This window comes from Pseudomonas sp. P1_F1_2 (assembly GCF_056405815.1).
The window spans coordinates 1-26,844 of record NZ_JBFUBK010000091.1 but is presented as its reverse complement, the minus strand read 5'-3'; the positions used below and the strand labels follow the sequence as shown (position 1 = coordinate 26,844).

Annotated in this window: 24 protein-coding genes and 2 pseudogenes; 11 read left to right on the top strand and 15 right to left on the bottom strand. The window is 60.2% G+C overall.

Annotated features, from left to right (window positions below; genetic code table 11):
- Window positions 1-256 (top strand): annotated as a pseudogene (locus tag AC1D2P_RS23125) (bifunctional aconitate hydratase 2/2-methylisocitrate dehydratase); the annotation flags it as partial.
- Window positions 257-332: 76 nt separating this feature from the next.
- Here AC1D2P_RS23125 and AC1D2P_RS23120 read toward each other — a convergent pair.
- Both AC1D2P_RS23120 and AC1D2P_RS23115 read right to left on the bottom strand, forming a co-directional pair.
- Window positions 333-1,994, bottom strand: a complete 1,662-nt coding sequence (locus AC1D2P_RS23120; RefSeq protein ID WP_477758124.1) for a SulP family inorganic anion transporter — start codon at window positions 1,992-1,994, stop codon at window positions 333-335.
- A 94-nt stretch (window positions 1,995-2,088) separates the two neighbouring features.
- Window positions 2,089-3,369: a serine/threonine transporter gene (locus AC1D2P_RS23115; protein WP_109786102.1), complete on the bottom strand. Its 1,281-nt coding sequence runs from the start codon at window positions 3,367-3,369 to the stop codon at window positions 2,089-2,091.
- A 358-nt stretch (window positions 3,370-3,727) separates the two neighbouring features.
- On the opposite strand from AC1D2P_RS23115, the gene AC1D2P_RS23110 reads away from it, so the two are divergent.
- The 6 genes from AC1D2P_RS23110 to AC1D2P_RS23085 all read left to right on the top strand — a co-directional run bounded on the left by AC1D2P_RS23110 (window position 3,728) and on the right by AC1D2P_RS23085 (window position 10,183).
- Window positions 3,728-4,537, top strand: coding sequence for a response regulator transcription factor (locus tag AC1D2P_RS23110; protein ID WP_109786103.1), 810 nt, complete (start codon window positions 3,728-3,730; stop codon window positions 4,535-4,537).
- Window positions 4,538-4,642: 105 nt separating this feature from the next.
- Complete coding sequence (locus AC1D2P_RS23105; RefSeq protein WP_046031809.1) at window positions 4,643-5,758, top strand: ABC transporter ATP-binding protein; 1,116 nt, start codon at window positions 4,643-4,645, stop codon at window positions 5,756-5,758.
- A 39-nt stretch (window positions 5,759-5,797) separates the two neighbouring features.
- Window positions 5,798-6,940 (top strand): ABC transporter substrate-binding protein, encoded by a 1,143-nt coding sequence (locus tag AC1D2P_RS23100; RefSeq protein WP_477758123.1) that lies wholly within the window; start codon window positions 5,798-5,800, stop codon window positions 6,938-6,940.
- 31 nt (window positions 6,941-6,971) lie between these two features.
- A complete protein-coding gene (locus AC1D2P_RS23095) occupies window positions 6,972-7,889 on the top strand; it encodes an ABC transporter permease (protein WP_046031379.1) in 918 nt (305 codons plus the stop codon).
- Window position 7,890: 1 nt separating this feature from the next.
- Window positions 7,891-8,718, top strand: coding sequence for an ABC transporter permease (locus AC1D2P_RS23090; RefSeq protein ID WP_046031380.1), 828 nt, complete (start codon window positions 7,891-7,893; stop codon window positions 8,716-8,718).
- A complete protein-coding gene (locus AC1D2P_RS23085; RefSeq protein WP_109786105.1) occupies window positions 8,711-10,183 on the top strand; it encodes an aldehyde dehydrogenase family protein in 1,473 nt (490 codons plus the stop codon). Before AC1D2P_RS23090 ends, AC1D2P_RS23085 begins: the two co-directional genes overlap by 8 nt.
- 54 nt (window positions 10,184-10,237) lie before the next feature.
- Here the strand turns inward: AC1D2P_RS23085 and AC1D2P_RS23080 are convergent, their stop codons facing one another.
- The 11 genes from AC1D2P_RS23080 to AC1D2P_RS23030 form a co-directional block, all read right to left on the bottom strand.
- A complete protein-coding gene (locus AC1D2P_RS23080) occupies window positions 10,238-11,716 on the bottom strand; it encodes an aldehyde dehydrogenase family protein (protein WP_109786106.1) in 1,479 nt (492 codons plus the stop codon).
- A gap of 11 nt (window positions 11,717-11,727) precedes the next feature.
- Window positions 11,728-12,489: an NTP transferase domain-containing protein gene (locus tag AC1D2P_RS23075; protein ID WP_223525245.1), complete on the bottom strand. Its 762-nt coding sequence runs from the start codon at window positions 12,487-12,489 to the stop codon at window positions 11,728-11,730.
- 25 nt (window positions 12,490-12,514) lie between these two features.
- Window positions 12,515-14,023, bottom strand: coding sequence for an aldehyde dehydrogenase family protein (locus AC1D2P_RS23070; RefSeq protein ID WP_109786108.1), 1,509 nt, complete (start codon window positions 14,021-14,023; stop codon window positions 12,515-12,517).
- Window positions 14,010-15,077, bottom strand: coding sequence for an aminoglycoside phosphotransferase family protein (locus AC1D2P_RS23065; protein WP_223525244.1), 1,068 nt, complete (start codon window positions 15,075-15,077; stop codon window positions 14,010-14,012). Before AC1D2P_RS23065 ends, AC1D2P_RS23070 begins: the two co-directional genes overlap by 14 nt.
- 5 nt (window positions 15,078-15,082) lie before the next feature.
- A complete protein-coding gene (locus AC1D2P_RS23060) occupies window positions 15,083-15,427 on the bottom strand; it encodes a cupin domain-containing protein (RefSeq protein WP_109786109.1) in 345 nt (114 codons plus the stop codon).
- Window positions 15,428-15,466: 39 nt separating this feature from the next.
- Window positions 15,467-15,835 carry a cupin domain-containing protein gene (locus AC1D2P_RS23055; RefSeq protein WP_258665975.1) on the bottom strand — a complete coding sequence of 123 codons (369 nt, stop codon included), beginning with the start codon at window positions 15,833-15,835 and terminating at the stop codon, window positions 15,467-15,469.
- Window positions 15,828-17,111, bottom strand: coding sequence for a nucleotide disphospho-sugar-binding domain-containing protein (locus tag AC1D2P_RS23050; RefSeq protein ID WP_477811610.1), 1,284 nt, complete (start codon window positions 17,109-17,111; stop codon window positions 15,828-15,830). The genes AC1D2P_RS23055 and AC1D2P_RS23050 overlap by 8 nt, the downstream gene beginning before the upstream one ends.
- A 33-nt stretch (window positions 17,112-17,144) precedes the next feature.
- Window positions 17,145-18,224: an ABC transporter ATP-binding protein gene (locus AC1D2P_RS23045; protein ID WP_109786112.1), complete on the bottom strand. Its 1,080-nt coding sequence runs from the start codon at window positions 18,222-18,224 to the stop codon at window positions 17,145-17,147.
- The gene (locus tag AC1D2P_RS23040) at window positions 18,217-19,023 is read right to left on the bottom strand and encodes an ABC transporter permease (protein ID WP_477758122.1); all 807 of its coding nucleotides are present in this window, start codon (window positions 19,021-19,023) and stop codon (window positions 18,217-18,219) included. The genes AC1D2P_RS23045 and AC1D2P_RS23040 overlap by 8 nt, the downstream gene beginning before the upstream one ends.
- The gene (locus tag AC1D2P_RS23035) at window positions 19,020-19,880 is read right to left on the bottom strand and encodes an ABC transporter permease (RefSeq protein ID WP_223525240.1); all 861 of its coding nucleotides are present in this window, start codon (window positions 19,878-19,880) and stop codon (window positions 19,020-19,022) included. The genes AC1D2P_RS23040 and AC1D2P_RS23035 overlap by 4 nt, the downstream gene beginning before the upstream one ends.
- A gap of 96 nt (window positions 19,881-19,976) precedes the next feature.
- Window positions 19,977-20,951, bottom strand: a complete 975-nt coding sequence (locus AC1D2P_RS23030; RefSeq protein WP_223525239.1) for a polyamine ABC transporter substrate-binding protein — start codon at window positions 20,949-20,951, stop codon at window positions 19,977-19,979.
- 273 nt (window positions 20,952-21,224) lie between these two features.
- Between AC1D2P_RS23030 and AC1D2P_RS23025 the strand changes: the two genes are divergently transcribed.
- The gene (locus AC1D2P_RS23025) at window positions 21,225-22,157 is read left to right on the top strand and encodes a GntR family transcriptional regulator (RefSeq protein ID WP_477811609.1); all 933 of its coding nucleotides are present in this window, start codon (window positions 21,225-21,227) and stop codon (window positions 22,155-22,157) included.
- A gap of 95 nt (window positions 22,158-22,252) precedes the next feature.
- Window positions 22,253-23,536 (top strand): nucleotide disphospho-sugar-binding domain-containing protein, encoded by a 1,284-nt coding sequence (locus AC1D2P_RS23020; protein WP_477758121.1) that lies wholly within the window; start codon window positions 22,253-22,255, stop codon window positions 23,534-23,536.
- Between the two features lie 61 nt (window positions 23,537-23,597).
- On the opposite strand, the gene AC1D2P_RS23015 is transcribed toward AC1D2P_RS23020, so the two are convergent.
- Window positions 23,598-23,957, bottom strand: coding sequence for a cupin domain-containing protein (locus tag AC1D2P_RS23015; RefSeq protein WP_256594769.1), 360 nt, complete (start codon window positions 23,955-23,957; stop codon window positions 23,598-23,600).
- An 18-nt stretch (window positions 23,958-23,975) separates the two neighbouring features.
- Complete coding sequence (locus AC1D2P_RS23010; protein ID WP_477758120.1) at window positions 23,976-25,373, bottom strand: NAD(P)/FAD-dependent oxidoreductase; 1,398 nt, start codon at window positions 25,371-25,373, stop codon at window positions 23,976-23,978.
- 147 nt (window positions 25,374-25,520) lie between these two features.
- On the opposite strand from AC1D2P_RS23010, the gene AC1D2P_RS23005 reads away from it, so the two are divergent.
- Window positions 25,521-26,330, top strand: a complete 810-nt coding sequence (locus AC1D2P_RS23005; RefSeq protein WP_109786253.1) for a nuclear transport factor 2 family protein — start codon at window positions 25,521-25,523, stop codon at window positions 26,328-26,330.
- Between the two features lie 342 nt (window positions 26,331-26,672).
- Window positions 26,673-26,844: pseudogene (locus AC1D2P_RS23000) on the top strand (tautomerase family protein); the annotation flags it as partial.

The window sequence follows — 26,844 nt, the reverse complement described above, 5'->3', positions numbered from 1 at the left end:
CAGCACCGTGGTGTCGACGTCGACCCGTAACTTCCCGAACCGTCTGGGTGACGGCGCGAACGTCTACCTGGCTTCGGCCGAGCTGGCGTCTGTTGCTTCCATCCTGGGTCGCCTGCCGACCGTCGAGGAGTACATGGAATACGCGGGCAAGATCGACAGCATGGCGGCCGATGTCTACCGCTACCTGTCCTTCGACCAGATCGCCGAGTTCCGTGAAGTCGCTGCGAACGCCAAGATCCCGGTCGTTCAAGCGTAACGTTACAACGCCATAGAAAACGCCGCCCTTCGTGAGAGAGGCGGCGTTTTTTTATGCCTGCAACATGACTATGCCCTTACACAAATCCCTCTGTAGGAGTGAGGGCTTGTTGTACCGCGCCATCTACACTCAAGCCGCTGAGGATCACCTGTGTATCCTTCACTTCCGGCAATGCCGCCAACGCTACCTGAGCAGAGTCCTTGAGCCGTGCCAGCACCAGCTGCTTGCCTTCGTGATGCACCCTCACAAAAAATTCCTGCAACGCCTCAATGCTGGTGCCATCCAGATCGGGCGATTCCTCAAGGCTGAGAATGACCGAGTGAATCGGCGCCTCAGAATGGCGGATCAACCGCAACGTACTCCCCAGAACACGCTCGACGTTGGCAAAGAACAACGCCTCACCCGGTCGAACAATCAACACCCCTGGCACCGTTTGCGCCGTCGGATGGCGTTGCAGGTCGACAAAGTCGTGACCGCCGTCAATCCGCCCCAGGACCTGAATGTCGGCCGCCGACATTTGCTTGAGCATCAGCACCACACTGATCGCCACCGCCAGCAGTAAACCGTCCAGCACACCCAACACCAGCACGGCGGCCACCGCGCAGATCACCAGCACGCGGTCACGTCGCCAAATGAAGTACCGCCCCAACGGTTGCAGACTCAAGCCTCGGGCCAGGGCATGGATGACGATGGCGGCTAAAATCGGCTCCGGCGTCAGGGCAATATAAGGCAACACCGTCAAAACGATCAGCAACACCACCAGCGCCGCCACGCCACCGGCCAGTCGCGACGTGGCGCCCGCCGCTTCATTGGCCGACGTCGCCGAATACCCTGCCCCCGCCGGCATGCCATGAAACAACCCGGACAACAGATTGGACGCACCCAACGCGAGCAGATCGCGGTTCGATGAAATACGGTCGCCGTGCTTGAGCGCGTAGGCACTGATCGAGCCGTATGACTCCGCGTACAGGATCATCACCATGGCAACGGCCAGCTCACCCAGGCGCAACCAGTCACTGAAGGGCAATACCGGTAGTTGGGGCACTTCCAGGCTCAGATCGATCACGCCAATCAACTTCACGCCATACACCGGCAGGTTCAGCCATTGACCGGCCACAATACCAATCACCACGACCAGTAAGCCGCCCGGCAAACGACGCAGCCGCCCGAACAGCGTCAACAAGGCCAATGCCACCGCCGCGACACCCGCCGCCGCCCAGTTCCACTGCGGTAGTTGTTCCAGCAATTGCGGTAGAAACCGGACCAGGTTGGCGTCGCTCAAATGCACACCGACCACACTGGCCACTTGTTTGAGGATGATGGTCAACGCCAGACCAAAGGCAAAGCCGCGCAGCACCGGCTTGGCAATGAACGACGTCACGCTGCCGAGTTTGAACAGCCCGGCCAGCAGGAAGAACACGCCGGTCATCAGCACCAGTCCAATGGCCAGAGTCGAGCGCAAATGCGGATCGCCGTTGGCCAGCGTCGCGGTCGCAGCGGCCAGCACCGCTGCCGACGAAGACGTCGCAGAGACAATGGCGAAGCGGCTGGTGCCTAACAGTCCATAGCACAGCAAACCGGCAAACAAGGCGATCACCCCGGCCTGAGGCGCCACGGCCGCAATACTTGAATAGGCGACCGCTTCGGGCAACAACAGGCCAGCAATAGACAACCCGGCCAGCAAGTCTTGCCAGCGGTTGGGTTGTCCGGTGGGATTTCGGGGAGAGGCGCTCGACAATCCAATGTCTCCAGGCGAAAAAAAACCGCTGCGCGCATCACGCGCAGCGGCCACTGTAGCTGTCAATCCGGCGCTGCGCGAGCAGGCCGAACGATCACGCTGTCAGCGAGTAGATCAACGCTGTAATCGCCACCAGGCCCACCGCCGTCACGAAGACATTGGACGCCTGCCCACGATAACGCGCCATCGCCGGCACCTTGCGGATCGCGTACATCGGCATCAGGAACAGAATCGACGCGATGACCGGGCCACCGAGGGTTTCAATCATCCCCAGAATGCTCGGGTTCAGCGTCGCAACGATCCAGCACACCACGAGCATGAACGCAGCGGTCATACGGTCGAGGGTCTTCGGCGCCGGGCGCTTGCCGCTTTTGACGATCAGGCCTTTAAGACCTTCGCTGGCACCGATGTAGTGGCCCAGGAACGACTTGGAGATGGCCACGAAGGCAATCAACGGCGCCGCGAAGGCGATGGTCGGGTTGCTGAAGTGGTTGGCCAGGTACGACAAGATCGACAGGTTCTGCGCTTTGGCTTCAGCCAATTGCGCCGGCGACAAGGTCAGCACGCAACTGAAGACGAAGAACAGCACCATTATCACCATCAACAGGTGAGCGCGGGACAGGATCTGCGAGCTGCGCTCTTCGGCGTGATCGCCGTAACGGCGCTTCTGGTCGACCGCAAACGCCGAGATGATCGGTGAATGGTTGAACGAGAACACCATCACCGGAATCGCCAGCCACAGGGTGTGCAGCAGCGCCGATGGTTCCGGCACCGTGCTGGCGGTGCTCAGGATGCCGCCGTTCCAGTGTGGAATCAGGTACACCCCCAAAAACAGCAGTGCGACGATGAACGGGTAGACCATCAGGCTCATGGCCTTGACGATCAGTTGCTCACCGCAACGCACCACCGCCAGCAGGCCGAGGATCAGCACCAGCGACAGCACCGCGCGCGGTGGCGGCATGATGTGAAGTTGATGCTCAAGGAAACTGCCCACAGTGTTGGTCAGCGCCACGCTGTAGATCAGCAGGATCGGGAAGATCGCAAAGAAGTACAGCAAAGTGATCAGCGCACCGGCCTTGATACCGAAGTGCTCTTCCACCACTTCGGTGATGTCGGCGCCTTCGCGTCCGGACAGCACGAAGCGGGTCAGGCCGCGGTGTGCGTAGAAGGTCATGGGGAACGCCAGTACCGCCAGAACCAGCAACGGCCAAAAGCCGCCCAGCCCTGCGTTGATCGGCAGAAACAACGTGCCCGCCCCGATGGCCGTGCCAAACAGGCCGAGCATCCAGGTGGTGTCATGGCGATTCCAGCTCGAAAGCGTTGCTGGTGTCGCCGCTACATAGCGTTTGTCGACGCTATTGGCCTGATCATTCATCCGGTGGGATCTCCGCATTCCGGTCAGTTGCTACCCGGTCAGGACGAGTCGGAAAAATCCGACAGGCAGCGCCCTGGCCGAAACAGGGGCGCGATTGTCCGGGATTAATCAACAGAAGCAAAGACTTAGCTGAGGAATGGTTGTGCGGATCAGTGTTCAGGAGGCTATACAGGAGCAAACAGGGCTGTGTGCCGATACGATCGTTTCTGCTACCAACCGTGTAGCACTCGGTAACATCCAGCCCTGTTGCGGTGCGTCTTTTCCCTGACGTACGGGCGTGCGTCCCGCGCGGCAAGGCGCAACCCACCATGGCGTAGTTTGTGCATCCAATCGCATTCCACTCCTGTCTGAAACCGCCATGCGCCCCAAGGAACTGAAACTCTGGACCACCGGTGTCGCCCACCTGCTCGACCTGCCTGCAGGGCATGCGCGGTTATCGGCGTTAAGCCATTGGTTGCGCCAGGTGTGTCCGGTCGATCATTTCGTCCTGTTCGTCTACGAAGGCAATCACCGACCGTTGGCGCTGTTCGACACCTTTGCCGCCGACAAGCGAGCGGTGTATGTCGATGACTACCAGTGCGGTCCGTATCTGCTCGATCCGTTCTACCTCGCCTGCACCCGCGGACAAGCGGCGGGACTGTGGCGCTTGCGCCAGTTCGCGCCCGACCACTTCTACCTCGGCGAGTACTACCTGACTTATTACCAGCAGACCGGACTGGCCGAAGAAGTGGCTTTTTTTGTCGAGCTCGGCGACGGCGCCATGGCCGTTCTATCGCTGATGCGCTCCTCTGCCAGTTGCGCGTTCAGTCGTGACGAAATGCAGTTGATCGAATGCGCACAGGCCGTCGTCGAACAAGTCGTCAACGAAGCCTGGCGCTTGCGTCAGGCGCAACAGCCGCGCCCGGCACAAGACCTCGACTTCAAGATCCGCGAAGCGTTCGATCAGTTCGGCGCGCACATCCTTACTTGCCGCGAACAGGAAGTGGTGCAGTTGCTGCTGCGCGGTCACTCCAGTGCCTCGGTGGCCGAGCAACTGAGCATCAGTCCCGGCACGGTGAAGATTCACCGCAAGAACATCTACGCCAAGCTCGGCATCGGCAGCCAGTCCGAGTTGCTCGGGCTGTTTATCCGCGATCTCACCGGCCAGGAACTGCTCGCCGAAGCCTGACACCTGAAAACGACTCTATCCCCCAAGGGATATATACAGCGCAAAACCGCGATTGCTAGTTTGGCTCCCGACGCAATGATTGATCACTGCAAGGGGAGCCGCACCGTGAATGACAACCAGCCAAGCGATATCGAATTCTGCAATGTGGTCAAACGCTATGGCGAGGTGGCGGCCGTCAATGGCCTGAATTTCGCCGTGCGTCGTGGCTCATTCCATTCTTTCCTCGGTGGCTCGGGCTGCGGCAAAACCACGACCCTGCGCATGATTGCAGGCTTCGAACAACCGACCAGCGGCGAAGTACGCCTGGCCGGCAAAAACGTCGCCGGCATACCGGCGTTCGAACGGCCGGTGAACATGGTGTTCCAGCATTACGCCCTGTTCCCGCACCTCACGGTGGCGCAGAACATTGCCTATGGCTTGCGTTATCGCACGCCGCGCCCGGATAAGAAAACCCAATTGCGCATGGCCGATGAGGCCCTGGAAATGGTTCGCCTCAGCGGCTTCGGCCAGCGTAAACCGAGCGAACTCTCCGGCGGCCAACAGCAACGTGTCGCCCTCGCCCGGGCGCTGGTCAACAAACCGACCGTGCTATTGCTCGACGAGCCACTGGCGGCGCTCGACCGCAAGTTGCGCAAGGAAATGCAATCCGAACTGCTGCGCCTGCAGCGCGAGGTCGGCATCACCTTCGTGCTGGTCACCCACGACCAGGAAGAAGCCTTGTCGATGAGTGACAGCATCAGCGTGATGCACAACGGTTCGATCATCCAGACGGCCACCCCGGAACAACTGTACGAAGCTCCGGCCAGCCGTTACGTCGCCGACTTCATCGGCGAATCCAATCTGTTCAACGGCACCGTACGCCACCTGCACGGCAATTCGGTGGTGCTGCGTACCGAGCAAGGCCTGGAGCTGACCAGCCCGCTGACGCCAACCGGCAAGGCCCTGAGCGCCGACGCCGCCGGTTGCATCGCGGTGCGCCCCGAGTTGATCAGCATTGCCGGCGCCCACGCCGATCTGGCCCGTGAAGTGAAACTGCAAGGCTGCGTGGAAGACCGCATCTACCTCGGTAATTCCACCGAATACCGCGTGCGCACCCAGGCCTTTGGCGTGGTCTGTGTGCGGGTTCCCCGCCAGCAGGATCACGGCGCCAATGCATTCGAACACGGCGCTGCAGTGAGCGTCGGCTGGGATCACGCCAATGGCCTGGCCATGGCGTTGTAAATCATCGACTCGATTCATCAACCGGATGTGGAGCGTGCTATGGACCAGAAGACGTTTATCAAAACCCTGCGCAGTTGGCAGAACGGCTCGATCAGTCGTCGCGAATTTCTTGGCCGCACCGGCCTGGGGATTGCCGCCGCCGTGGTCGCCACCAACATGCCCGGCCTGCTGACGTCCAGCGCAGAAGCGGCCGAACAGGCCAAGCTGGGGGATCGCCTGTCACTGGCGACGTGGCCGAACTACCACAGCCAGGAAAACCTCGACACCTTCGGCAAAACCACCGGCGCCCGCGTCTCGATGAGCGTGTTCGGCTCCAACGAAGAAATGCTCGCCAAGTTGCAAGCCGGTGGCAGTGGCTGGGACGTACTGGTTCCGACCAACTACACCATCAGCACCTACGTCGGTCTGGGCTTGATCGAGCCGCTGGACCTGTCGCGCATTCCCAACTTCGATGCCTCGGCATTCCAGCAAAAATTCATGGCCCAAGGCACCGTGGACGGCAAGGTGTACGCCGTGCCAAAAAACTGGGGCACCACCGGCATGCTCTTCGACGCCGGCAAACTGAAGAACGGGCCGAGCAGCTGGAAAGAGTTCTGGGCCGCCGCCCAAGGCCCTGCCAGCGGCCGGACGATGGTTCACGATTACCAGTTGACCGCCATCGGCAACGCCCTCAAAAGCTTCGGCTACAGCTTTAACTCCCTCGACCCAAAAGAACTGGCCGACGCGGAAAAACTGTTGATCGAGGTCAAGCCGCACCTGTTCGCCATCAACTCCGACATTCAGCCGTCAATGCGCAGCGGCGATGCCTGGCTCGCGATGTCGTGGACCGGCGACGCCTCGCAGTTGCACCGCGACAACGCGCAGATGCAGTTCGAACTGGGCAAGGAAGGTGGCGAACTGTGGAGTGATTTTTTTGCCATCCCGAAAAGCTCGGAGCACAAGGACGCGGCCTACGCCTTCATCAATTACCTGCTCGACCCGCAGCACAACAAGCTCGAAGTGTTGAGTCACGGCTATCCGAGCGGCGACAAACGGGTCGATGCGCTGCTTCCCACCGCGATGCTTGACGATCCGATCATGTACCCGGCAGCCGAAGCACTCAGCCCACTGGAGTTCGGCGCCGCTGCAACGCTCACCAGCCCGGCGCGCGCCGAACTGATGGCGCGTTTCAAGTCCGCCTGATCGCCTGACCATGGCCAATGAGGAGTCACCCATGAATGCTGCCGCCCACCCGCAAACGGTGCAGCCAGGCAATGCCCTGTCAATCGAGGTACGTCAACGGCGCAGCCTCGGTCGGCGGATCACCCTGCTGATGCTCTTGCCTTCGACCTTGTGGTTCCTGCTGCTGTTATTGATGCCGCTGGTCATCATACTGGTCTTCAGTTTCGGCGAGCGCAGTGCCGTGGGCGGCTACGCCGGTGGCTTCACCCTGGCCAACTACCTGAACCTGGGCTCGCGTGGCGCGGCATTCAGTAACACGCTGATGCTGGCGCCACTGGGCACCCTGGTGTGCCTGGTCGCGGCCTACCCGCTGGCGTACTTTCTGGCGGTCAAGGTCACCCGTAACCGCTCGCTGTTGCTGACGCTGGTGATCGTACCGTTCTGGACCAGTTTCCTCATCCGTACCTACGCCTGGATCTTCATCCTCAGCGGCAAGGGCATCCCCGCCCTGCTCGCCAGTCTTGGCCTGGAAGACGTGCGGCTGATCAACACGCCGTGGGCGGTGCTGATCGGTATCGTCTACGGCTACCTGCCACTGATGGTGTTTCCGATTTACGTCAGCCTCGAAAAACTCGACAAACGCCTGCTCGAAGCCTCTGCCGATCTCGGTGCCAGCGCATTCGAGAGCTTCCGGCGGATCACCTTGCCGCTGTCCGCGCCGGGAATCATCACCGGCGTGATGCTGGTGTTCATCCTGTTGATGGGCGAGTTCCTGATCCCGGCGATTCTCGGCGGCGGCAAAGTGTTCTTCGTCGGCAACGCGCTGGTCGACTTGTTCCTGCAGTCGCGCAACTGGCCGTTCGGCAGTGCCCTGGCAATGACGCTGGTGGCGATGATGCTGCTGATCATCGGCGTGTATTTGAAACTGGTGGCGCGCTACGGCGGCCGCCCTGCCGATGGAGGGTTGTGACATGTGGCTGCGCAGCTATTCAACCTCGCTGTACCTGTTTCTCTACGCGCCGATCGCGTTGATCGTGCTGTTCAGTTTCAACGCCGGGCGCAGTGGCCTGGCATTCGAATGCTGTTCGGTGCAATGGTTTGGTCGCGCCTTCGGCAACCCGTTCATCATGGAAGCGCTGGGGCACAGTGCGTTCATCGCCTTCACGTCGGCAGTGATCGCCACATTGTTCGGCACCCTGGCAGTGTTCGGCTTGCAACGCGCGGGTAAAAAAGTACGCCTGTTGTTCGATGCACTGACCTATTGCGCGATCATCGTGCCGGGCATCGTCATCGGCATCTCGACGCTGATTGCGTTCATTACCCTGTTCGACCTGATCAATCCGCTGCTGGCAAGCTGGATACCCAATGTGCCGCGTCTGAACATGGGTTTTTCCACGGTGATTGCTGCGCATTCGCTGTTTACCATGGCGCTGGTCATGGTGATCGTGCGCAGCCGCGTCGACTCGCTGGACAAGGCCTTGCTCGAAGCTTCAGCGGACCTCTATGCCCCACCCATGCAAACGTTCTGGCGGGTCACCCTGCCGCAGATCAGCCCGGCAATCATGGCCGGATTCCTGCTGGCGTTCACCTTCAGCTTCGACGACTTCATTATCGCGTTCTTCGTTGCCGGTTCCGAGACGACGTTGCCGATCTACATCTTTTCATCGATCCGCCGCGGCGTGACGCCAGAAATCAACGCGGTCTCGACCGTCATTATCTGCGCCTCACTGGCCCTGCTATTCACTTCCCGCTCTCTGCAAAACCGCCGTACCGGCGTCCAGGAGTCAAACCATGCGTGATCAGCTTTACATCAACGGAGAGTGGGTCAGCCCGGACCTGGGCGGTTATCTGGACGTCATCGACCCGGCCACCGAAGCGGTTTTCCATCGGGTAGCCGCAGGCACCGAAGAAGACGTCGATCACGCGGTGCGCGCCGCACGCAGAGCCTTTGATAACGGCTGGAGCCAGACCACCGGCGCCGAACGCGCGCAATGGCTGGAGGCATTGGCTGATGAACTGGAAAACAGCCAACCGGTCTTGGCCGAACTGGAAGTGCGTGACAACGGCAAACCATTGCCCGAAGCGCAGTGGGACGTCGGCGATGCCATTGGTTGTTTCCGTTATTACGCCGGCCTGGCCCGCGAACTGGATCAGCAGCAGGATCAACCGCTGGCGTTGCCGGACGCACGCTTTCGCTGCCGTATCCGTCATGAGCCGATTGGCGTCGCCGGGCAGATCATTCCCTGGAACTACCCATTGTTGATGGCGGCGTGGAAAGTCGCGCCGGCCTTGGCTGCAGGTGCCACGGTGGTGTTGAAACCGTCCGAGCTGACGCCTCTCACAGCACTGGAGCTGGCCGCTGCCGCCGACCGTATCGGCTTGCCCGCCGGGGTATTGAACGTGGTCACCGGCCTCGGTGCCGACGCCGGCAGCCCGCTCACCGAACATCCCGGCGTGGACAAACTGGCCTTCACCGGCAGCGTGCCCACCGGAGCGAAAATCATGTCGGCGGCCGCCCGCGACATCAAGAACATCAGCCTCGAACTGGGCGGAAAATCTGCATTCATCGTATTCGACGACGCCGATGTCGAGGCGGCGGTGGAATGGATTCTGTTCGGGATTTTCTGGAACCAGGGCCAGGTGTGCAGCGCCACGTCACGCCTGCTGGTGCAGGAAAACATTGCCCCGCGATTGATCGAACGTCTGGTGGAGGAAACCCGCAAGATCAGTATCGGCCCGGGCATGGAACCCGGTGTCCTGCTCGGCCCACTGGTCAGTCAAAGCCAGCATGACAAGGTCCTTGGTTTCATTGATCAAGGCCTCGCCAGCGGTGCCCGTCTGCTCATCGGTGGTCGGCGGCCGGCGCATCTCCCTAAAGGTTACTTTATTGAACCGGCGATCTTCGACGAGCCCGGGCACAGCAGCATTCTCTGGCGCGAAGAGGTGTTCGGCCCGGTACTGTGCATCAAGCGTTTCAAGACCGAAGAGCAAGCGGTGCAAATGGCCAACGCCAGCCGCTTCGGCCTCGCCGCCGCGGTAATGAGCGCTGATTTGCAACGCACCGCCCGCGTCGCCAACCAGTTACGCGCGGGAATCATCTGGGTCAACTGCTCGCAGCCGACCTTCGTCGAAGCCCCTTGGGGCGGGATGAAACACAGCGGAATTGGCCGCGAGTTGGGCCAGTGGGGACTGCACAATTACCTGGAGGTGAAGCAAGTCACCGAGTACATCAGTGATCAGAAGTGGGGCTGGTACCTGAAATAGTCGCTCTCGGATCAGCAGGCAGGAACCGGCCAGCCGGTTCCTGCAGCGCCTTTCTCAGTTCAGATACCAGCCCCACGCCTCGCCGTTGTACCGGGTGATTTGCTTGGTCTCGAGGTAATTGTTGTAGCCCCACTCCCCCAGCTCTCGGCCGATACCGCTCTGCTTGTAACCGCCCCACGGCGCTTCGACAAAGGTCGGCTGCGAGCAGTTGACCCACACGATACCGGCGCGAAAACGTCGAGCCACGCGTTCGCAACGTGGAATATCACGGGACATGACGGCCGCCGCCAGACCGAACGGCGAGTCATTGGCCAGGTGTATCGCTTCGGCCTCGGTATCAAATGCACGCAGACACACCACCGGGCCGAAGATCTCTTCGCGCCACACCGAGCTGTCTTGCGGCACATCGGCGAAAATCGCCGGCGTCAGGAAGTACCCCTTCTGCAAGTGCGCCGGACGCGTCCCTCCGTACACCAGGCGCGCGCCTTCTCGCTGGCCGACCGCAATCGCCTCGAGGACTTTGTCCAGTTGCCCCTGACTGACCAGCGGCCCAAGCTTCACACCCTCGGTGAAGCCCTCGCCGATCTGGATCTGCTCGGTAGCCACGATCAGACGCGCCAGCAGCGCCGGGTACAATGCGCGCTCCACCAACACCCGCGAAGTGGCCGAACAGACCTGGCCCTGGTTCCAGAAAATCCCGAACAGAATCCATTCCACTGCGGCATCGAGGTCGCTGTCGGCGAAGATCACGAACGGCGATTTGCCGCCCAGTTCCAGGCTGATATTTTTGATCTCGGCGGCCGCGGCTTGCATGATCTTGCGCCCGGTCGGCACACTGCCGGTGAAGGCGATCTTGTCCACATCCGGGTGTTCAGCCAGCGACGCGCCCGCCTCTCGCCCGAGCCCGCTGACGATGTTCAACACCCCGGCCGGCAAGCCGGCCTGATCGGCAATGCGTGCCAGTTCAATGGCGGTCAGCGGCGTCAGCTCCGAAGGTTTGAGCACCACGGTGCAGCCGGCTGCCAGCGCAGGGGCGACTTTCCACGAGGCCATCAGCATCGGGAAATTCCACGGGATGATCGCGGCGACCACGCCTACCGGCTCCTTGATCACCGAGGAGTTGAAGCGCTCATCCGGCACGCTGATTGACTGTTCGCCGTGTTGATCCGAGCCTTCGGCGAGTCCGGCATAGAAATCGAAACAACCGGCGGTGTCGGCGATGTCCCACTGCGCTTCCGGCAGCGGCTTGCCGTTGTCGTGTACTTCAATCGCGGCCAGTTCGTCCTGTCGCGCACGGATGCCGTCGGCGATTCGCCGCAGCACGTGTGCGCGTTGCGCGCCCGTCCAACGCGGCCAGTCGCCTTCGTCGAAGGCCAGGCGTGCGGCGGCGACGGCCAGGTCGATGTCTTCTGCCGTAGCGGCAGCGACCTGCGCCAGCACCGACTCGTCGCCCGGGTCGAGCGTCTCGAACACTCCGCGCTGGACCGGCGCGATCCACTCACCACCGATGTACAGCCGTTGATAATTCCCCATGACAGACTCCTTCATTGGCCGCGTCGACGCTGCTGGAAAAGCTGTTCGGCTGCCTGCAATTGTTCGCGATCATTGACACCGAGCACCTCGGCCTCATCCACCTCCACCGCCGTGACGGGCAGGCCGGCACTGTTGGCCACGGCCACCGCATCGGTGAGGTAATACTCGCCCTGGGCATTCTGATTGCCGATCCGGTCGAGCAGCCAGAGGCACGTGTCGGCGCGCAAACCCATCACCCCGCCGTTGCAAAAATTGACCTCAAGTTCTTGTGGGTTGGCGTCCCTGGCTTCGCGAATCGCCAGCAAACGCCCTCCTTCTACCAGCAGTCGCCCGTAAGGCCCTGGCCGTTCGGTGTGAAACCCGGCGACCGCCACGGCAGCGCCCTCGATCAGCGCCTGACGCAGCTGCAACAACGTCTGCGGGCTTATCAACGGTGAATCGCCAAACAGTACCAGCACGCAGCCCTGCTCATGGGCCTGCAACGCGGGCCGGGCGGCGAGCAGCGCGTGTGCCGTGCCCAGCTGTTCATTCTGGGTAAACGTGCGCACGCTGGGTGCGGCCTGCTTCACATAATCGGCCACCACCCGACTGCCAGCGCCCACCACCACCGCGCAATGCTCGATATCCGCTGCCCCGACCGCCGCCAGCACGTGACCGAGCAACGGCCGGTCGTCCACCAGATGCATGACCTTCGGCAACGGCGAACGCATGCGAGTGCCCTGCCCGGCGGCGAGAATCACCGCCAGGGTTGGCCAGGAAATGTTGTCGCCCATTGCGACCCTCCCGATTACAAATGAGTTAAACCTGATCGCGATAGAACACGTCGTCGGCGTAGGGATACCACCAGTCCTGAATCTTGGGCTGGTGATCGATGATGACCATCTTCGAGCGACGGAACGCTTCCAGGCCCTGACGCCCGAGTTCACGCCCCAGACCGGACATCTTCCAGCCGCCAAACGGCAGTGCGTCGTTGTCGATCAGTGGGTTGTTGACCCAGACCATCCCGGCTTCGAGACGCTCGGCAGCCTCCATGGCTTCGGCAAGGTCGGTGGAGAACAGCGAGGCGCCCAGGCCGAATGGCGAGTCATTGGCCTTGCGTACCGCTTCGTCAAAGTCACTGACACGGCAGATCGCTGCGACCGGTCCGAAACACTCTTCCTGAAGAATCGCCATGTCGGTGGTGACGCCGGTAAGGATGGTCGGTTCGTAGAACCAGCCCACGGTGTGTTGCGGCGGAATCCGCCCGCCACAGACCAGCGTCGCGCCTTTGGCCAGCGCGTCGTCGACCAGGCGCATGACCTTGTTGCGCGCTGCTTCGCTGACCATCGGCCCGATTTCCGTATGTTCCAGACCATGACCGATGCGCAGGGCACGGGTGCGTTCGGCGAACTTCGCGACGAACTCATCGTGGATCTCATCGACCACATAGAAGCGTTCAGCCGAGGTACAGATCTGTCCGCTCAGGTGGAACGCAGCGGTCACCGCACCTGCCGCAGCCACTTCAAGCGGCGCGTGTTTCGAAATGATCAACGGGTCGCTGCCACCGGCCTCGATCACACACGGTTTCATCTGTTCGGCACAGGCCATCGCCACCGCTTTGCCCGCCGCCACACTGCCGGTGAACGCAACGGCGTGGGTGCCGGTGGATTGCACCAGCAACTGTGCGGTCACCGCGTCACCCGGCACACAAGACACCAGGCCCGGCAGCAGCGCAGTGAAGTGCTCCATGAATTTGAGCGTGCACAGGGTCGTAGCTTCCGCCGGTTTGATGATGCAAGCGTTACCCGCCGCCAGCGACGCAGCGACCGTCCAGCACATCAGCAGTATCGGAAAGTTGAACGGCATGATGTGCACGCTGACGCCATACGGCTCATAACGCACATGCTGGAACGAACCGATCTGCGTGGTGCCGGCGACCTTGCCGGCGTCGTCCCGGGCCATTTCCGCGTAGTAGCGAAAGATCGGCGCGCAGTTGGCGAGTTCGCCCATCGCTTCGGGGAATGGCTTGCCCATTTCCAGGGTCATCAAGCGAGCGACTTCGCGGTTGCAGGCAACGTTCTGTTCGATGGCATTGGCCAGTTGATGCAAGCGCGCGGCGCGGCTTTTCGCATCGATCAGTCGCCATTGTTTCTGCGCTGCGGTGGCGGTATCGACGGCGGCTTGCACGTCGAATTCGCCACACACGCCAACCTTGCCGACCGGTTGCAGTGTCGCCGGGTCGAGCACTTCACGCTCTCGGGCATCGGTCAGCGGCACATAGTCGGCGTTGATGAAGCGCAGTGCGGTATCAGTGTTAAAGGTGGCCATGGGAGGATCCTTGAACCAATCGATAAGGGGTCTCGCGCAACGCGGCGAGGGTGGTGGGCGGCAGTTCATCGCGCCAGCCCGGCACGTGTTCGTTTAGCCATGCGCGCAGGGGCGCAAAGGCGTCTGCCTCCAGTGCTCGCACAAACAGACCGAGGGTGCGCGGCAGGTGCGCCAGGTAACCGTGTTTGCCGTCGCGCCCGGCCAGGCGCACGAAAATCCCCAGCACCTTGGCATGGCGTTGGGCGGCCAGTCGCCGGTAGTCCTCGAGAAAGCGTGGTGCGTCGAGCTCCGGGCGTTGCATCAGGTAATGCGTCATCAGCGCCACGCGTAATGCTTCGGGTACATTGCGACGTGCGTCTTCGAGCAACGACATCAAGTCATAGGCCGCCGAACCGAGCAAAGCGTCCTGGAAATCCAGCAGACCGCAGGCTGCAATACCTTCGCGACCTTCGAGCAACATCAGGTTGTCGACGTGAAAATCGCGCAGCACCAACGCTTCGCGACGCTGTGCGACCTCTTCACAGGCCTCGGCAAACAGGTTCAGAAACGACTCACGCAGTGCCAGCGCGGCGTCCCTGCCGATCAGCAGCGGGATGTACCAGTCGATCAGCAACGCATACTCGTTTCTCAACTGCCGGGCATCGTAAGGCGCCATGTCTGCCGTTGGCGGCGCGCGATGCAATGCCACCAGCGCATCGACCGCCAGGTGATACAACGCGCCTTCCGGATGCCCCGCGGCCAGCAATCGGGTGTAGGTGTCGTGACCGAAATCTTCGATCAGTGCCAGCCCCGCCGCTTCGTCGACCTGTCGCAAGGCCGGAGCGGAAAGCCCCAGCCCGTGCAAGTGGCGGGCAACCTGCACAAACGGACCGATCGGCTCGCTGTGCGGTGGCGAATCCATCAGCAGCAAGCCTTCACCGCTCAAGCGAAAATAGCGCCGGGTCGAGGCATCCGCCGGCAATGCGATCAGTGGCGCCCTGGCGAAGCCGGCACGCGCCAGAAAGGCTGCGCGCTGGCTTTCACGATCGGGCGATGACGCACGTGTGTCAGTCATGGCAATCACCGGATCATGTAGACCTTTTTCACCGTCTCATGGACGGTGCATACGCCTTTCCAGTCCTTGCGGAAAAAGGCCGCGGTGTCGGGTTTGATCTCGATCACTTCGCCGGACTCGTGAACGTAGGTGCAGCGACCTTCGAGGAAATGGCAGAACTCGTCGCTGGTGACGTGGCAAAACCACTTGCCCGGCGTGCAGATCCACACACCGCACTCGGACTGGCCTTCAGGGCCTTTGTGCAGCACCACGCCAGAGATGTGGGACTCACCTTCGAGCATGGTCGGGATCACGCCCCAGTCCTTGACGTCGGTGATTTGCAACGGGTTGTACAGAAACGGGGTAGTCATTGTGGTTCTCCAGATAAAAGTCAGTGTCAGCCCGCAGGTTCAAGCCAGCATGTAGACGTTACGCAGGGTTTCCCGGACGTGGCATTCGCCGGTCCAGCCGGCCGGGAACAGCACCAGGGTGTTGGCTCGGACTTCGATGACTTCGCCGTTGTCATTGCGATAAGTGGCCTCGCCGGCAAGGAAGTGGCACAGCTCATCGCGGGGAATCGACAGTCGCCAGCGCCCGGGCGTGCACACCCAGAGCCCGGTTTCGGGACTGTTATTCGGCCCTTTGAACAGTAGCCGTCCGCTGGAATGCGAAATGCCTTCGACGGCGTCGCTCTGTACGCCCCAGTCCACCAGATCGGTGCGACTGCTGACGGATTCGAGGTACGGCGTGATACCCGCCGTGGTGTTTTGCTCAGGCATTGTCAAGCACCTTGTCGAGAATGGCGGCCGCGTCCGCAGGCCCTTTGCGTGATTGCATGTGTGTGCTGGTGATTTRCAGGCGTTGGCGCATCGTCTGGTCGTTGAGACACGCGGCGAGTTTTTCCGCCAATTGCGTTTCATTCCACTCGTAGCGATCGAGCTTGAAACCATGGCCGCTTTCTTCGGCGCGCATGGCGTTGTCGTGACCGTCCCAGACGTAGGACATGACAATCGCCGGCTTACCGAAAAACAGGCATTCGGTGAAACTGTTGTTGCCGCCGTGGTGAATCACCGCATCGACCTGGGCAATCACCGAAGGCTGTGGGAACCAGTTGGAGATCAGCACGTTGTCCGGCAGGTTCGGGTATTCATCAAGATGCTCACCGACGTTGAACAATGCGCGATAAGGCAGCTTGCCTACTGCCGTGATCAGACGCTGGAGCAGATCGACATCGCCGGAACCCAGGCTGCCGAAACTGACATACAGCAAAGGCTTGTCGTTGTTGGCCTTGAACGGCGGAATCTCGTAGGTCGTGTCCTGCCGCACGCACCCTTGCAGATAGTGAAAACGCTCCGCCGGCAATGGATGACGGCGCTCGAACTTGACGGCGTCCGGGTACAGCAACAGGTTCATGTACGGCGAGGCTTCGAAGAACGTACCGAGCGGGTACGGCTGCTCGCCATGGGCTTGCAGGAAGTGGTTGAAGTCCTCATGGATCGGCCCGACCGCCTCTTCGAAGCGCCGGCGAAATTCAGCATGGCCAGCCTTGTCGTGAACGCTCATGCCTGACAGGTGCGGCGGGATTTCCGGGTCTTCGATCTCGTTTTCCGAGCAGGAAATGATCCGCACCCATGGCTTGCCGTATTGCTTGATCGCCGGGAACAGGATCACGTTGTCGACGCAGATCAGGTCAGGCTTGACCTTGTCCAGAACGGCCGGCAGGTCCTTTTGCGCCCATTTCGCGGTTTCAACGATGGCCGCCCAGCATTCCTTCACGTAGTTGTCGATTTGATCCAGAGGGGTTTTACGGAAATTGGGAATGTGGCCGTTGATGAAATCGACCCAATAGCGGGCCATTTCTTCGGCCGGCATCGGTGCCGACATGTTGACCATGTGTTCTTCAAACCCGTAACCGGCATACACGCCGCTCATGCCCGGGTCGGTGAGGAATACCGCTTTGTGGCCAAGGGCTTCGCATGCCTGGGCAATACCGACGGAGTTCAGTGCCGGGCCATAAGCGGCTTCCGGAAAAAAGGCGATCACTTTCTGTTTCATCGAGAGGTACTCCTGCCTGGTCTTTTTTATTGTTCAGCGCGTCAATACGCGGGCATGGCGGGCCTGCCAGCCCAACCGGATGTTCATGCCGATAGCAAAATGAGCAAATTCGAACTGCGAGGACGGCACGCGGACGATCAGCGCCTTGTCGCTGAGCGCCGTCAGCACATGCACGTTGGTGTCGAGGCCGTGATAAGCGATTTCGACGATTTTTCCGGTGACCTGATTGGCGCAGTCGCCCCCCTCCGCAGGCAGCACCTGCAAACGTTCCGGGCGCACGACGACAGCGACTTTCTGCCCTGGAATCAACGGTTCAACGGTTTCGACAGCCAGCTCCTGGCCGTTGACGCGCACCGTGTGTGCACCAGAGCGCACGCCTTCAAACAGGTTGCTGACGCCAATGAAATTGGCGACAAACCGGCTGTTGGGGTTTTCGTAGAGTTCAGTCGGACTGCCGCACTGGCAGACCTTCCCGCCATCGAGTACGGCCATGCGGTCCGACATCACCAGGGCTTCTTCCTGGTCGTGGGTAACGATGATGAAGGTGATGCCGCTCTCGAGTTGCAAGCGCTTGAGTTCAAGCTGCATTTTTTCCCGGAGTTTTTTATCCAGTGCGCCCAACGGTTCGTCGAGCAGCAACACCCGTGGGCGTTTGACCAGCGCCCGCGCCAGGGCGACGCGCTGGCGTTGACCACCGGAAAGTTGATCCGGCTTGCGCTCGGCCAACTCGCCCAGCTGCGCCGTGCTCAGCACTTCATCGACCCGGCGACGGATTTCCGCTTCCGGCAAACGCTCCATCTCCAGGCCGTACGCAATGTTCTTGCGCACCGTCATGTTGGGAAACAGCGCATAGGACTGGAACATCAGGTTCAGTGGACGCTTGTTGGCCGGCAGCGGCGAGATGTCCTTGCCGTCCAGATAAATGCAACCGGCGCTGGGCGTCTCGAAACCGGCGAGCATGCGCAACAGGGTGGTCTTGCCGCAGCCGGACGGCCCGAGCAACGCAAAGAACTCGTTCTCGCGGATGTTCAGTGACACCTCGTCGACCGCCAGACCGTTGCCATAAGACTTGCTGACCTTGTCCAGGATCAGTACCGCAGATGAGTTATTCATGGGTGCGAGGAGCCTTGTTGAGACGCTGCGAAGCCAGCAGCGCGGTAATGCTGACCAGCATCACCAACGTCGCCAGAGCATTGACTTCCGGGGTGACGCCAAAACGGATCATGGCGTAGATCTGCATCGGCAACGTGGTGGAAGCCTGGCCGGACCCGGAGTTGAAAAAGGCGATGATGAATTCGTCCACCGACAAGGTGAACGAGAGCAAACCGCCCGCCAGCACGCCGGGAAAAATCGCCGGCAACAACACCCGGCGAAACGTGGTGGCCCAGCTCGCGCCGAGATCGATCGAAGCTTCGAGGATCGAATAGTCGAAGTGTTTGAGGCGCGTGCGCACGACCGCGCAGACGAAGGCGATGTTGAACACGGCGTGGCTGATGATGATCGAGTGCAAGCCCAGCCCGACTTTGAGCAGGTTGAAGAAGCTCAGCAGCGCAATGGCCAGGACGATGTCGGGAATGATCATGGGCGCCATCAGCAGCGTGTCGACCACTTGCCCCTTGTCGTTGCCCTTGCGGCGCAGTTCGATGCCGAGCGCGAGGAATGTCCCTAGCACACAGGCAATGAAGGTCGCCGAGAGGGCCACGATCAGGGTGTTGAGCGCCGCCGACAAAATCGCCGAGTTATGCGCCAGCGCCACATACCACTTCAGCGATACGCCGCCCCAGGCCGTCGGTAATCCGGACTTGTTGAACGACAGCAGAATCAATACCAGGATCGGTACATAAAGGAAGGCATACACCAACCCCAGGTGCGTAGTGAGTACGGTGCCGCTTACGGAACGAGACTGGCTCATGCGCGACCTCCTTCTGCGCGACGAGCAACCAGCGCCTGCACGAACAACAGAATCAGCATGATCGCGATCAGGAAGAAACTTAGCGCCGCGCCGAACGGCCAGTCCCGCGCCGTGAGGAATTGCGAGTAGATCAGGTTGCCGACCATCTGCACTTGCTTGCCGCCCAACAGGTCGGCGGTGATGAAGTTGCCGATGCTCAGGACGAATACAAACACCGCGCCAGCCGCCACACCGGGCACGCTCAACGGCAGGATGATCCGGCGAAAGGTCATCCAGCCCGAAGCACCAAGGTCTTTCGAGGCGTCCCAGAGTTCGTTATTGATGCGCGACAACGAGGAGAAAATCGCCAGGATCACAAACGGGATGTAGTTGTAGACCAGCCCCAGCACCACCGACGCTTCGGTGTACAGCAGGCTGATCGGTTCACCGCTATAGCCGAACAACTGCAGCATGCGGTTGATCAGGCCTTCGCGATTGAGCAGGACGATCCACGCATAGGTGCGGATCAGGTAGTTGCTCCAGAACGGCAGCATTACCAGAAACAGAAACACCGCTTGATGGCGCCGCGGAGCGCGGGCAATCGCGTAGGCCGCCGGATAGCCGATCAGCACCGCAAACAGCGTCGCCAGGCCGGCGATTTTGGCCGACTTGAGCAGGATCCCGAGGTACAACGGATCGAATGCGCGTTGGTAGTTTTCCCAGGTGAACAGCCAGTCGATGCCGCCGTAGGCACCGCGTTCGACGAAGCTGTAGACCAGCACCAGAATGCACGGCACCACCAGAAATATCAGCAGCCAGCCAAAGCCGGGCGCAAGAAGCCAGGCCGACAAACGCCTGTCAGCATGCAAAGCACTCATTACCCATATCCTCCCGCCCCGGAACAGAGGCGGCTTGCGAGCGTGGCGAGGCATGCAGGCATGCCTCGGTTTGATGCGGCTTACGGTTGTTGAGGCTTAGTTCTGCGCCGCCATGATTTCGGTGACGGCCCGGGTATAGGCTTTCTGGGTGGTGCCGCCCAGATCGCGCAATTGCTCCATCTTCAACAACTCGCTCGGGGCGATGGTCAAGTTGGGATATTGCTTGAGCAGGTCAGCGGACAAACCGGCCATTGCGGCCTGGTTGGGGATTTTGTAGAGGATGTTTTCCGCAACCCATACGTGGTTTTCCTTGGCGAGCATGAAGTTGAGGAATTTGAACGCCTCCTCCTGATGCTTCGAGCTTTTCAGCACGACCATGGTGTCCACCCACAGATCGGAACCTTCTTTGGGCACGACGAATTTGATCGCCGCGTTGGCCTGGGTCCCGTAGTTGCACCAGCCATCCCAGGCGTGGGCCATCAGCGATTCGCCGGAAGCGAGTTTCGAGTAGAAGGTGGTGTCGTCGAAGGCGAGGATGCGTTTCTTGGTAGCGATCAACTGGTCGCGGACGGCGGCGACGTGGCTTGCGTCGTTGTCGTTGACCGACCAGCCCTTGGCCAGGAAAGCGGCGCCGAGCATCCAGCGGTCAGTGGCAAGCATCGTCACTTTGCCTTTGAGCGCATCGCTTGGGTTGAGCAGCTCATTCCAGCTGGTGGGCGCCGGCGTCACTTTGTCGGAGCGATAGCAGATACCGGTCGTGCCCCAGGTATACGGCACCGAGAAATGGTTGCCCGGGTCATATTCCAGCTGGGTGGCTTCGGGATAGAGGTTCTTGAGGTTGGGAACCTTGACCGGATCGATATCCGCCAGCAGACCCTGCTTGTGCAGGACTTCGGCGAACGGTGAGGAGACAAACACAACGTCATAGCCTTCACCGCCAGACGCCATCAGCTTGCCCATGATTTCTTCGTTGGTCGCGTGCAAAGCCTTGTCGATGTCAACGCCGCTGGCCGCTTTGAACTTGTCCAGCGCATCCGGGGCCATGTAACCGTCCCAGATGGAAATCACCATATCTTTTGCACTTGCAGCCTGTGATGCGATCGCCAGGGAAACACTTAATCCCAGACACATAAGGCCTTTCAGCTTTCTCATAATACTCACCCGACGATTGTTTATTTTTGTGTTCGAAGGCAGTACGGCAAAAAGAGAAACAGTATTGGTGTTTTTTTTTAGAAATTAGGACCAGCATGGTTTTATGTCAACGGTTTTTTCGCGCCTGACGTTTTTGTGGTGCATGGCATAAGATGAGCACCTGAGTCGAAGCGACCAAAAGAGATAAGAAGCTTGAGCACAACACCCGAAAAAAAACCTCGCACCAATCACCTCGAACTCGCCCGGCGCATCCTGGAACACACCCAGGAAACCGGCCTGGTGGCCGGCGCCCCGGTGGCAGAACAAGCACTGGCCCGTACTTTTCAGGTGTCGCRCACACTGATTCGTGGCGCACTGAAAGTGCTGCTGGAAGAAAACCTGCTGAGCCATGAAGCCGGCAAAGGCTACCGACTGGCCGCACTGCCGACCGGCCAGCACTTCAACGCCGCATTGCCGCAAGCCGAGGAAGAGGAACTGGCAACCTCGGTCCTGCGCGACCGCATGGCCGGCCGCCTTGGGGACAGCATCAGCATCAGCGAACTGATGCGCCGCTACGACATCGGCCGGCCGGCGGCGCAAAAAGCACTGGCGCAACTCAGTGAAAGTCAGGCCATCGAGCGCGGCCCCGGCCAGTCCTGGCTGTTTCGCCCTTCGCTGAACAACCTCGCCGCACTCGAAGAAAGCCTCAAGTTCCGCCTGATCCTGGAGCCGGAAGCGCTGCTCAACCCCAACTTCAACGCCGACCCGCAACGCCTGTCCCTGTTGCGCAGCGCCATGCAGTTGTTGCTCGCGAGCCCGGTTGAGCACTTCGATATCCAACAGTTTCGCGAGCTGGACATCAGCTTTCATGAACTGATCGCCCAGAGTTGCGGCAACCGCTTTATCGGCGATGCCCTGCTCCAGCATCAGAGCCTGCGGCGCCTGCCGAATCTGCTGCCGACCGTCAGCGTGCATCGCCTGCAAGAAGCCCTGCGCGAACACCTGCAAATCATTGCGCACATTGAGCGCGGGCAGCTGGAGATCGCTGCCGACGTGCTGCGCCTGCACCTGCGCCTGAGCGCCGCGCAGCGCCCGCAAACGGCTAATCGCGGTATCCCGCAGGGCCAGTCATTCGGACGTCGCTGAGTTTTAAAAAACAGGATGATTTTTTTTATAAAATAAGACAGCATCCAGACATCTTCAGGATCGGCGGGCGTTACCCGCCATGGAATACCTCCGCCATGCACACACAAAAACTTATCGCCATGTTTCCGGAAGCCAGTTTCGGCGCGGCCTTGAACTGCATTGGGATCGCCCAATCGCTGCGTGAGCAGGGAGCAAAACCGGTCTTCATCTGCCACGAACACTTTCAGGGACTCTTCGCCGAGTACGGCTTCGACGAGTACCCGATCCCGCAAGCCAGCCCACTGTCGGCGGCGGAACATCAGCATTACTGGGAACGGTTCATAGAGCGCAACATTCCTTACTTCGACCAGACGCCACTGGCACAGATCGACAGCTATGTGGCGCCGGCCTGGGAAGCGATCATCGACACCGCCATCGAAGCGGAAAAACCGCTGCAACAGTTGCTCGGTCGACTGAAGCCGGACGTCATCGTCCTCGACAACGTGGTCATGTTCCCCGCCATCGCCAACGCCGGCTGCCCTTGGGTGCGCATGGTGTCCTGCGCCGAAACCGAGCTGCCGGATGCCGCCGTACCGCCGTATCTGTCGGGCTGCCTGGCCAGCGACAGGGACGGCCGTGAGCGGTTTACCGAGCATTACCAGAAAGTCGTCGCGCCGGCACATGAACGCTTTTTGCAATTTCTCGCGAGCAACGGCACAGCGCCTTGCCCGCCTGGCCAGTTTCTTGTCGATTCGCCATGGCTCAACCTGCTGCTGTCGCCGACGCCGGTGCGTTATGAACGCCTGTTGCCGCTGGACTCGCAGCGTTATGTCTACCTCGACGGCTGTGTGCGGCGCGAGGCGCCTTACATCGTTCCAGGCTTTCCACGGCACAACGACGCACCGCTGATCTACATCAGCTTCGGTAGCCTTGGGGCTGCCGACACCGGCATGATCAAGCGCCTGATTGGCACTATCGAACACCTGCCCTATCGCTTCCTGATCAACGTCGGTGCCTATCGGGACACGTACACCACCGTGCCCGACAACGTGTACCTGGACAGCTGGTTTCCGCAACCGGCCGTGCTCAAGGAATGTCAGCTGTTCATCCACCACGGCGGCAACAACAGTTTCTGCGAGGCGCTGTACTTCGGCTTGCCGTCATTGATCATTCCTTACTGCTGGGACGGCCACGACAACGCCGCACGTGCCGAGGAAGTCGGCGTCGGCCGCTACCTGCCACGGTTCGCCGATCCGTTGTCGGCATTACCTGCAGCCCTCGAACAGTTGCTGAGCGATCAATCGATGAAGCAACGCCTCGAAGCCTTCAGCAAAAACATGCAGGCGACTCGCGGTACTGACATCGCCGCACGGGCAATCATGGCGCTGCACAACGCCTGACCCACCGCTTGCAGACTGGCTGATGCGGGAACCGGAAATGATTGCGCGGGTGGACTGAGGCTTAGTCCCTGAGAATCATGAACACCTTGCGCACCGGTGTCAGGTTTTCCCACGTTCCCTTGAACCCTGCGGCGACGACAAATGTGGCGCCGGCCTTGAACTCCTGGCTGATGCCGTGGCTGTCGGTCAAACGCACATGCCCCTCGAGCAAATGGCAGAGCTCGTCGTAATCACACTCACAACGCTCCAGATGTTCGGGCGCCTCCCAGATGCCACCGGTGGCCTTTTTTTGCGGGTCCACGAAATGCCGCCAGCTCCGGCTGCGAAAGGGCACGTCGACCAGCGCGGGATCACTGGTTTCCAGCTCGACGACGGGCAAATCGGGGTTGGCAAAGTCGATGACGTGTTCGGGTTTACTCATGGTCATTGTCACTCCAGATCAAGAATCGAAACCGATGCCCAGCGCGTCAAACCCTTTGAGCAGCCAGTCGCGGTGCCCAGTCAGGTCTTCGCGGGCCAGCGAGCGCTGCGCCAGCGACACGCCCACGTAACGCAAGGGTTCGGGGGGAAACGGAAACGGCGCGGTCGAGGTCATCGCCAGTTTTGTGCGTTCAGTGGCTTTGCCTTCCAGCAGGTCGAGCAGGGTCAAGGCTGCGAAACGGCTGGCCGACACGCCCTGTCCAGTGAAGCCCTGGGCATAGGCAATGCGCCCGTTTGGCGAGGTGCCGCAGAACATAGTGGTGCGCGCCGAGGTGTCGATGATGCCGCCCCAGGCATGACTGAACGTGACATCCGCCAATGCCGGGAACGCCGATTGAAATTGTTGCGCCAGTGTCGCGAAGCTCTCGGGACGCTGCGTCAATGCCTCATCACGTCGGCTGCCAAAGTGATAGATGGCGTCGTAACCGCCCCAGAGAATCCGGTTGTCCTCGGTCTTTCGCAGGTAATGAAACTGATTGCCGCTGTCGGCAATACCGTAGCGCCCGACCCAACCGATGGCGCGCAATTGAGCATCGTCGAGGGGCCGGGTTGCCAGGGCATAGTCATAAATAGGGATGACCTTGGACTTCAGCGAGCCCAGCAACGGTGGCGCGATGTTGGTGCCCAGTGCGACCTTCGCTGCCTTGATGGTCCCCAGACCGGTTTCCAGTACTTGATGAAAACCGTCCTCGCGCAAGGTCGACACCGGCGAATGCTCGAACAACTGCACCCCGTGTGCGAGGCACACGCGGCGCAGTTCCGCGACCATTTTCACCGGGTTCAGCAACGCATAATTGGGTTCGAAAACCCCTGCGACATAGACCGGAGAATCGAGATACGACTTGAGTTCACTGCCTTCCAGATACTCGCAGGCGATACCAAAACGCGCATAGTTGCGTTGCATCGATTTCAGCCCATCGACCTGCCAAGGCTGACTCGCCACGTTCAACTTTCCCGAACGCTCGAAGCTTGCGTCCATGCCATAACGCTGCAAATCCTCCTCGAATGCCACCAGGTTTTCCCGACCCAGCCGCACCAGTTGCTCTGCTTCCCTGGGCCAGCGTTTCAGTGCATTGGATACGCCATGGGAGATGCTCGGCGCGCAGAACCCGCCATTACGACCACTGGCTTCACCGCCACACTGCCCGGCTTCCAGCACCACGATCGTCGCGTCGGGCCAGCGCTGACGGGCAATCAATGCAGTCCATAACCCGACAAACCCGCCGCCCACAATGGCAATATCACACGATAACTCGCCGGTCAGTCTTGGCGCGGCGGGCGCATCCGTCCGGGTTTCCTGCCAGACAGGGTAAGGCCGGGCTTCGGCCAGAGAGCGGTTTTCAATAGGTAATGTCATGCACGCCTGCTCCAGAAAATTCATGGGCCGACGCTAAAGCAATGGCCGACGCTTTCACAGGCGCAAACCTCGCAGCGGACACGGGAGGAAAACCGGCGTTTCTGGAATACTCTTGGCTTCGTCCTGATCTTCGCCATGGAGTCCGTCGTGGAAGTACCTGATTTACCCACCACCCCCACCTTCCTTGCGGACCCGTCGAGTGTGCAAACTCATGAAGTGACTGTGCGTTATCACCAGGCCTGGAAGCGATGCGATCTGGACGGTGTGATGGCGCTGTATCACCCCGACGTCGAATACCACGATTTTTTCCAGAACCGCACCATCGACTATGCACAGCTGCGCGACTACCTCGGCGCAAGCATGCCGTCAGGATCAGAAGAGTTGCAGACCTACACCGATCGCCTGCGCATCGATGGCAACACCGCGTTCCTTCAGTACCGGGTGACGCTCAATGGCAGCGATGGCCTGGTTTCATTCAGTACGGTTGAAGCACTGACGGTCAAGGACGGGTTGATTGTCAAAGTCAACGAGCACGCGGTGCTGGTCACCCAGGCGCCAATGGTCATTCGCCCGGCGTACAGCGCTGACGCCGTCAGCCGGTTGGGGTTATCGGCTCGTCAGGTCGGCGCGCTGGCCAATGATCTGCAGCAGTACTTCGAGCGGTCGAAGCCTTATCTCGATCCGCGACTTGATCTGTCGCTTGTCGCAGCGTCGACGGGTTATACACGTAACCAGATTTCGTTTTTTCTGAATCAGGTTCGAGGTCAGACATTTTATACATTTCTCAATGAGTTGCGGCTTGAGGAGGCGTTGGGCCGGTTGAACGAGCAACGTCATGCGGCGCGGATCGACGAGATTGCCAGTGCTGCGGGGTTTAACTCATTGTCGACTTTTTATCGGTGTTTCAAAGAGCGGACAGGGTGTTCGCCCAAGGGATACTTGAAGCTTCTGATCTGACGGCCCACGCAAGCGGCGAGACATGCAACGGGAGGACCATAGTTTCCGGGCGCCCTATTAATCTGCGGCAATATCCGTCGGCCAGTGTGGCCTTAATCTGAAACAGGTAACTGAAGGCATCCGAATCCGTGGACGCGGGAGGCCATTTCACCCTCCAAAAATTGTCGGAATTTTCCTCGATTATTTAGAAGCGCTCACCTGTTTAACTTCCGCGCTTAAAGACACTCTGTGTTACTTCCTGAAAGCTACATGGGTGTTTCATCGCCAAATAGCAGCTTTCCCTTGATAAAGGACACCTGTCATGTATTTTCAATTGACCGGCTGTCTATCTGGAGACACCCCATGCCACTGGTTCGCGTCGACATCAAAAAGCACCAAGACCCCACATTCGCCAAACGTGTTGGACAACTGATTTACGCTGCCATGCACAGCGCCATTGCCGTACCGGAGAACGATAATTTCCAGATTCTGGCGGAGCACGATGAACACCATTTCATCTTCGACCCCCAATACC

What these genes read in the sequence shown, in the direction of transcription:
- AC1D2P_RS23070 (WP_109786108.1), bottom strand. Translation starts at nt 14,023, where the DNA reads ATGGCCACCTTTAACACTGATACCGCACTGCGCTTCATCAACGCCGAC.
- AC1D2P_RS23080 (WP_109786106.1), bottom strand. Translation starts at nt 11,716, where the DNA reads ATGGGGAATTATCAACGGCTGTACATCGGTGGTGAGTGGATCGCGCCG.
- AC1D2P_RS23020 (WP_477758121.1), top strand. Translation starts at nt 22,253, where the DNA reads ATGCACACACAAAAACTTATCGCCATGTTTCCGGAAGCCAGTTTCGGC.
- AC1D2P_RS23110 (WP_109786103.1), top strand. Translation starts at nt 3,728, where the DNA reads ATGCGCCCCAAGGAACTGAAACTCTGGACCACCGGTGTCGCCCACCTG.
- AC1D2P_RS23015 (WP_256594769.1), bottom strand. Translation starts at nt 23,957, where the DNA reads ATGAGTAAACCCGAACACGTCATCGACTTTGCCAACCCCGATTTGCCC.
- AC1D2P_RS23090 (WP_046031380.1), top strand. Translation starts at nt 7,891, where the DNA reads ATGTGGCTGCGCAGCTATTCAACCTCGCTGTACCTGTTTCTCTACGCG.
- AC1D2P_RS23030 (WP_223525239.1), bottom strand. Translation starts at nt 20,951, where the DNA reads ATGGTGATTTCCATCTGGGACGGTTACATGGCCCCGGATGCGCTGGAC.
- AC1D2P_RS23055 (WP_258665975.1), bottom strand. Translation starts at nt 15,835, where the DNA reads ATGCCTGAGCAAAACACCACGGCGGGTATCACGCCGTACCTCGAATCC.
- AC1D2P_RS23010 (WP_477758120.1), bottom strand. Translation starts at nt 25,373, where the DNA reads ATGACATTACCTATTGAAAACCGCTCTCTGGCCGAAGCCCGGCCTTAC.
- AC1D2P_RS23115 (WP_109786102.1), bottom strand. Translation starts at nt 3,369, where the DNA reads ATGAATGATCAGGCCAATAGCGTCGACAAACGCTATGTAGCGGCGACA.
- AC1D2P_RS23060 (WP_109786109.1), bottom strand. Translation starts at nt 15,427, where the DNA reads ATGACTACCCCGTTTCTGTACAACCCGTTGCAAATCACCGACGTCAAG.
- AC1D2P_RS23075 (WP_223525245.1), bottom strand. Translation starts at nt 12,489, where the DNA reads ATGGGCGACAACATTTCCTGGCCAACCCTGGCGGTGATTCTCGCCGCC.
- AC1D2P_RS23085 (WP_109786105.1), top strand. Translation starts at nt 8,711, where the DNA reads ATGCGTGATCAGCTTTACATCAACGGAGAGTGGGTCAGCCCGGACCTG.
- AC1D2P_RS23040 (WP_477758122.1), bottom strand. Translation starts at nt 19,023, where the DNA reads ATGAGCCAGTCTCGTTCCGTAAGCGGCACCGTACTCACTACGCACCTG.
- AC1D2P_RS23045 (WP_109786112.1), bottom strand. Translation starts at nt 18,224, where the DNA reads ATGAATAACTCATCTGCGGTACTGATCCTGGACAAGGTCAGCAAGTCT.
- AC1D2P_RS23035 (WP_223525240.1), bottom strand. Translation starts at nt 19,880, where the DNA reads ATGAGTGCTTTGCATGCTGACAGGCGTTTGTCGGCCTGGCTTCTTGCG.
- AC1D2P_RS23100 (WP_477758123.1), top strand. Translation starts at nt 5,798, where the DNA reads ATGGACCAGAAGACGTTTATCAAAACCCTGCGCAGTTGGCAGAACGGC.
- AC1D2P_RS23095 (WP_046031379.1), top strand. Translation starts at nt 6,972, where the DNA reads ATGAATGCTGCCGCCCACCCGCAAACGGTGCAGCCAGGCAATGCCCTG.
- AC1D2P_RS23065 (WP_223525244.1), bottom strand. Translation starts at nt 15,077, where the DNA reads ATGACTGACACACGTGCGTCATCGCCCGATCGTGAAAGCCAGCGCGCA.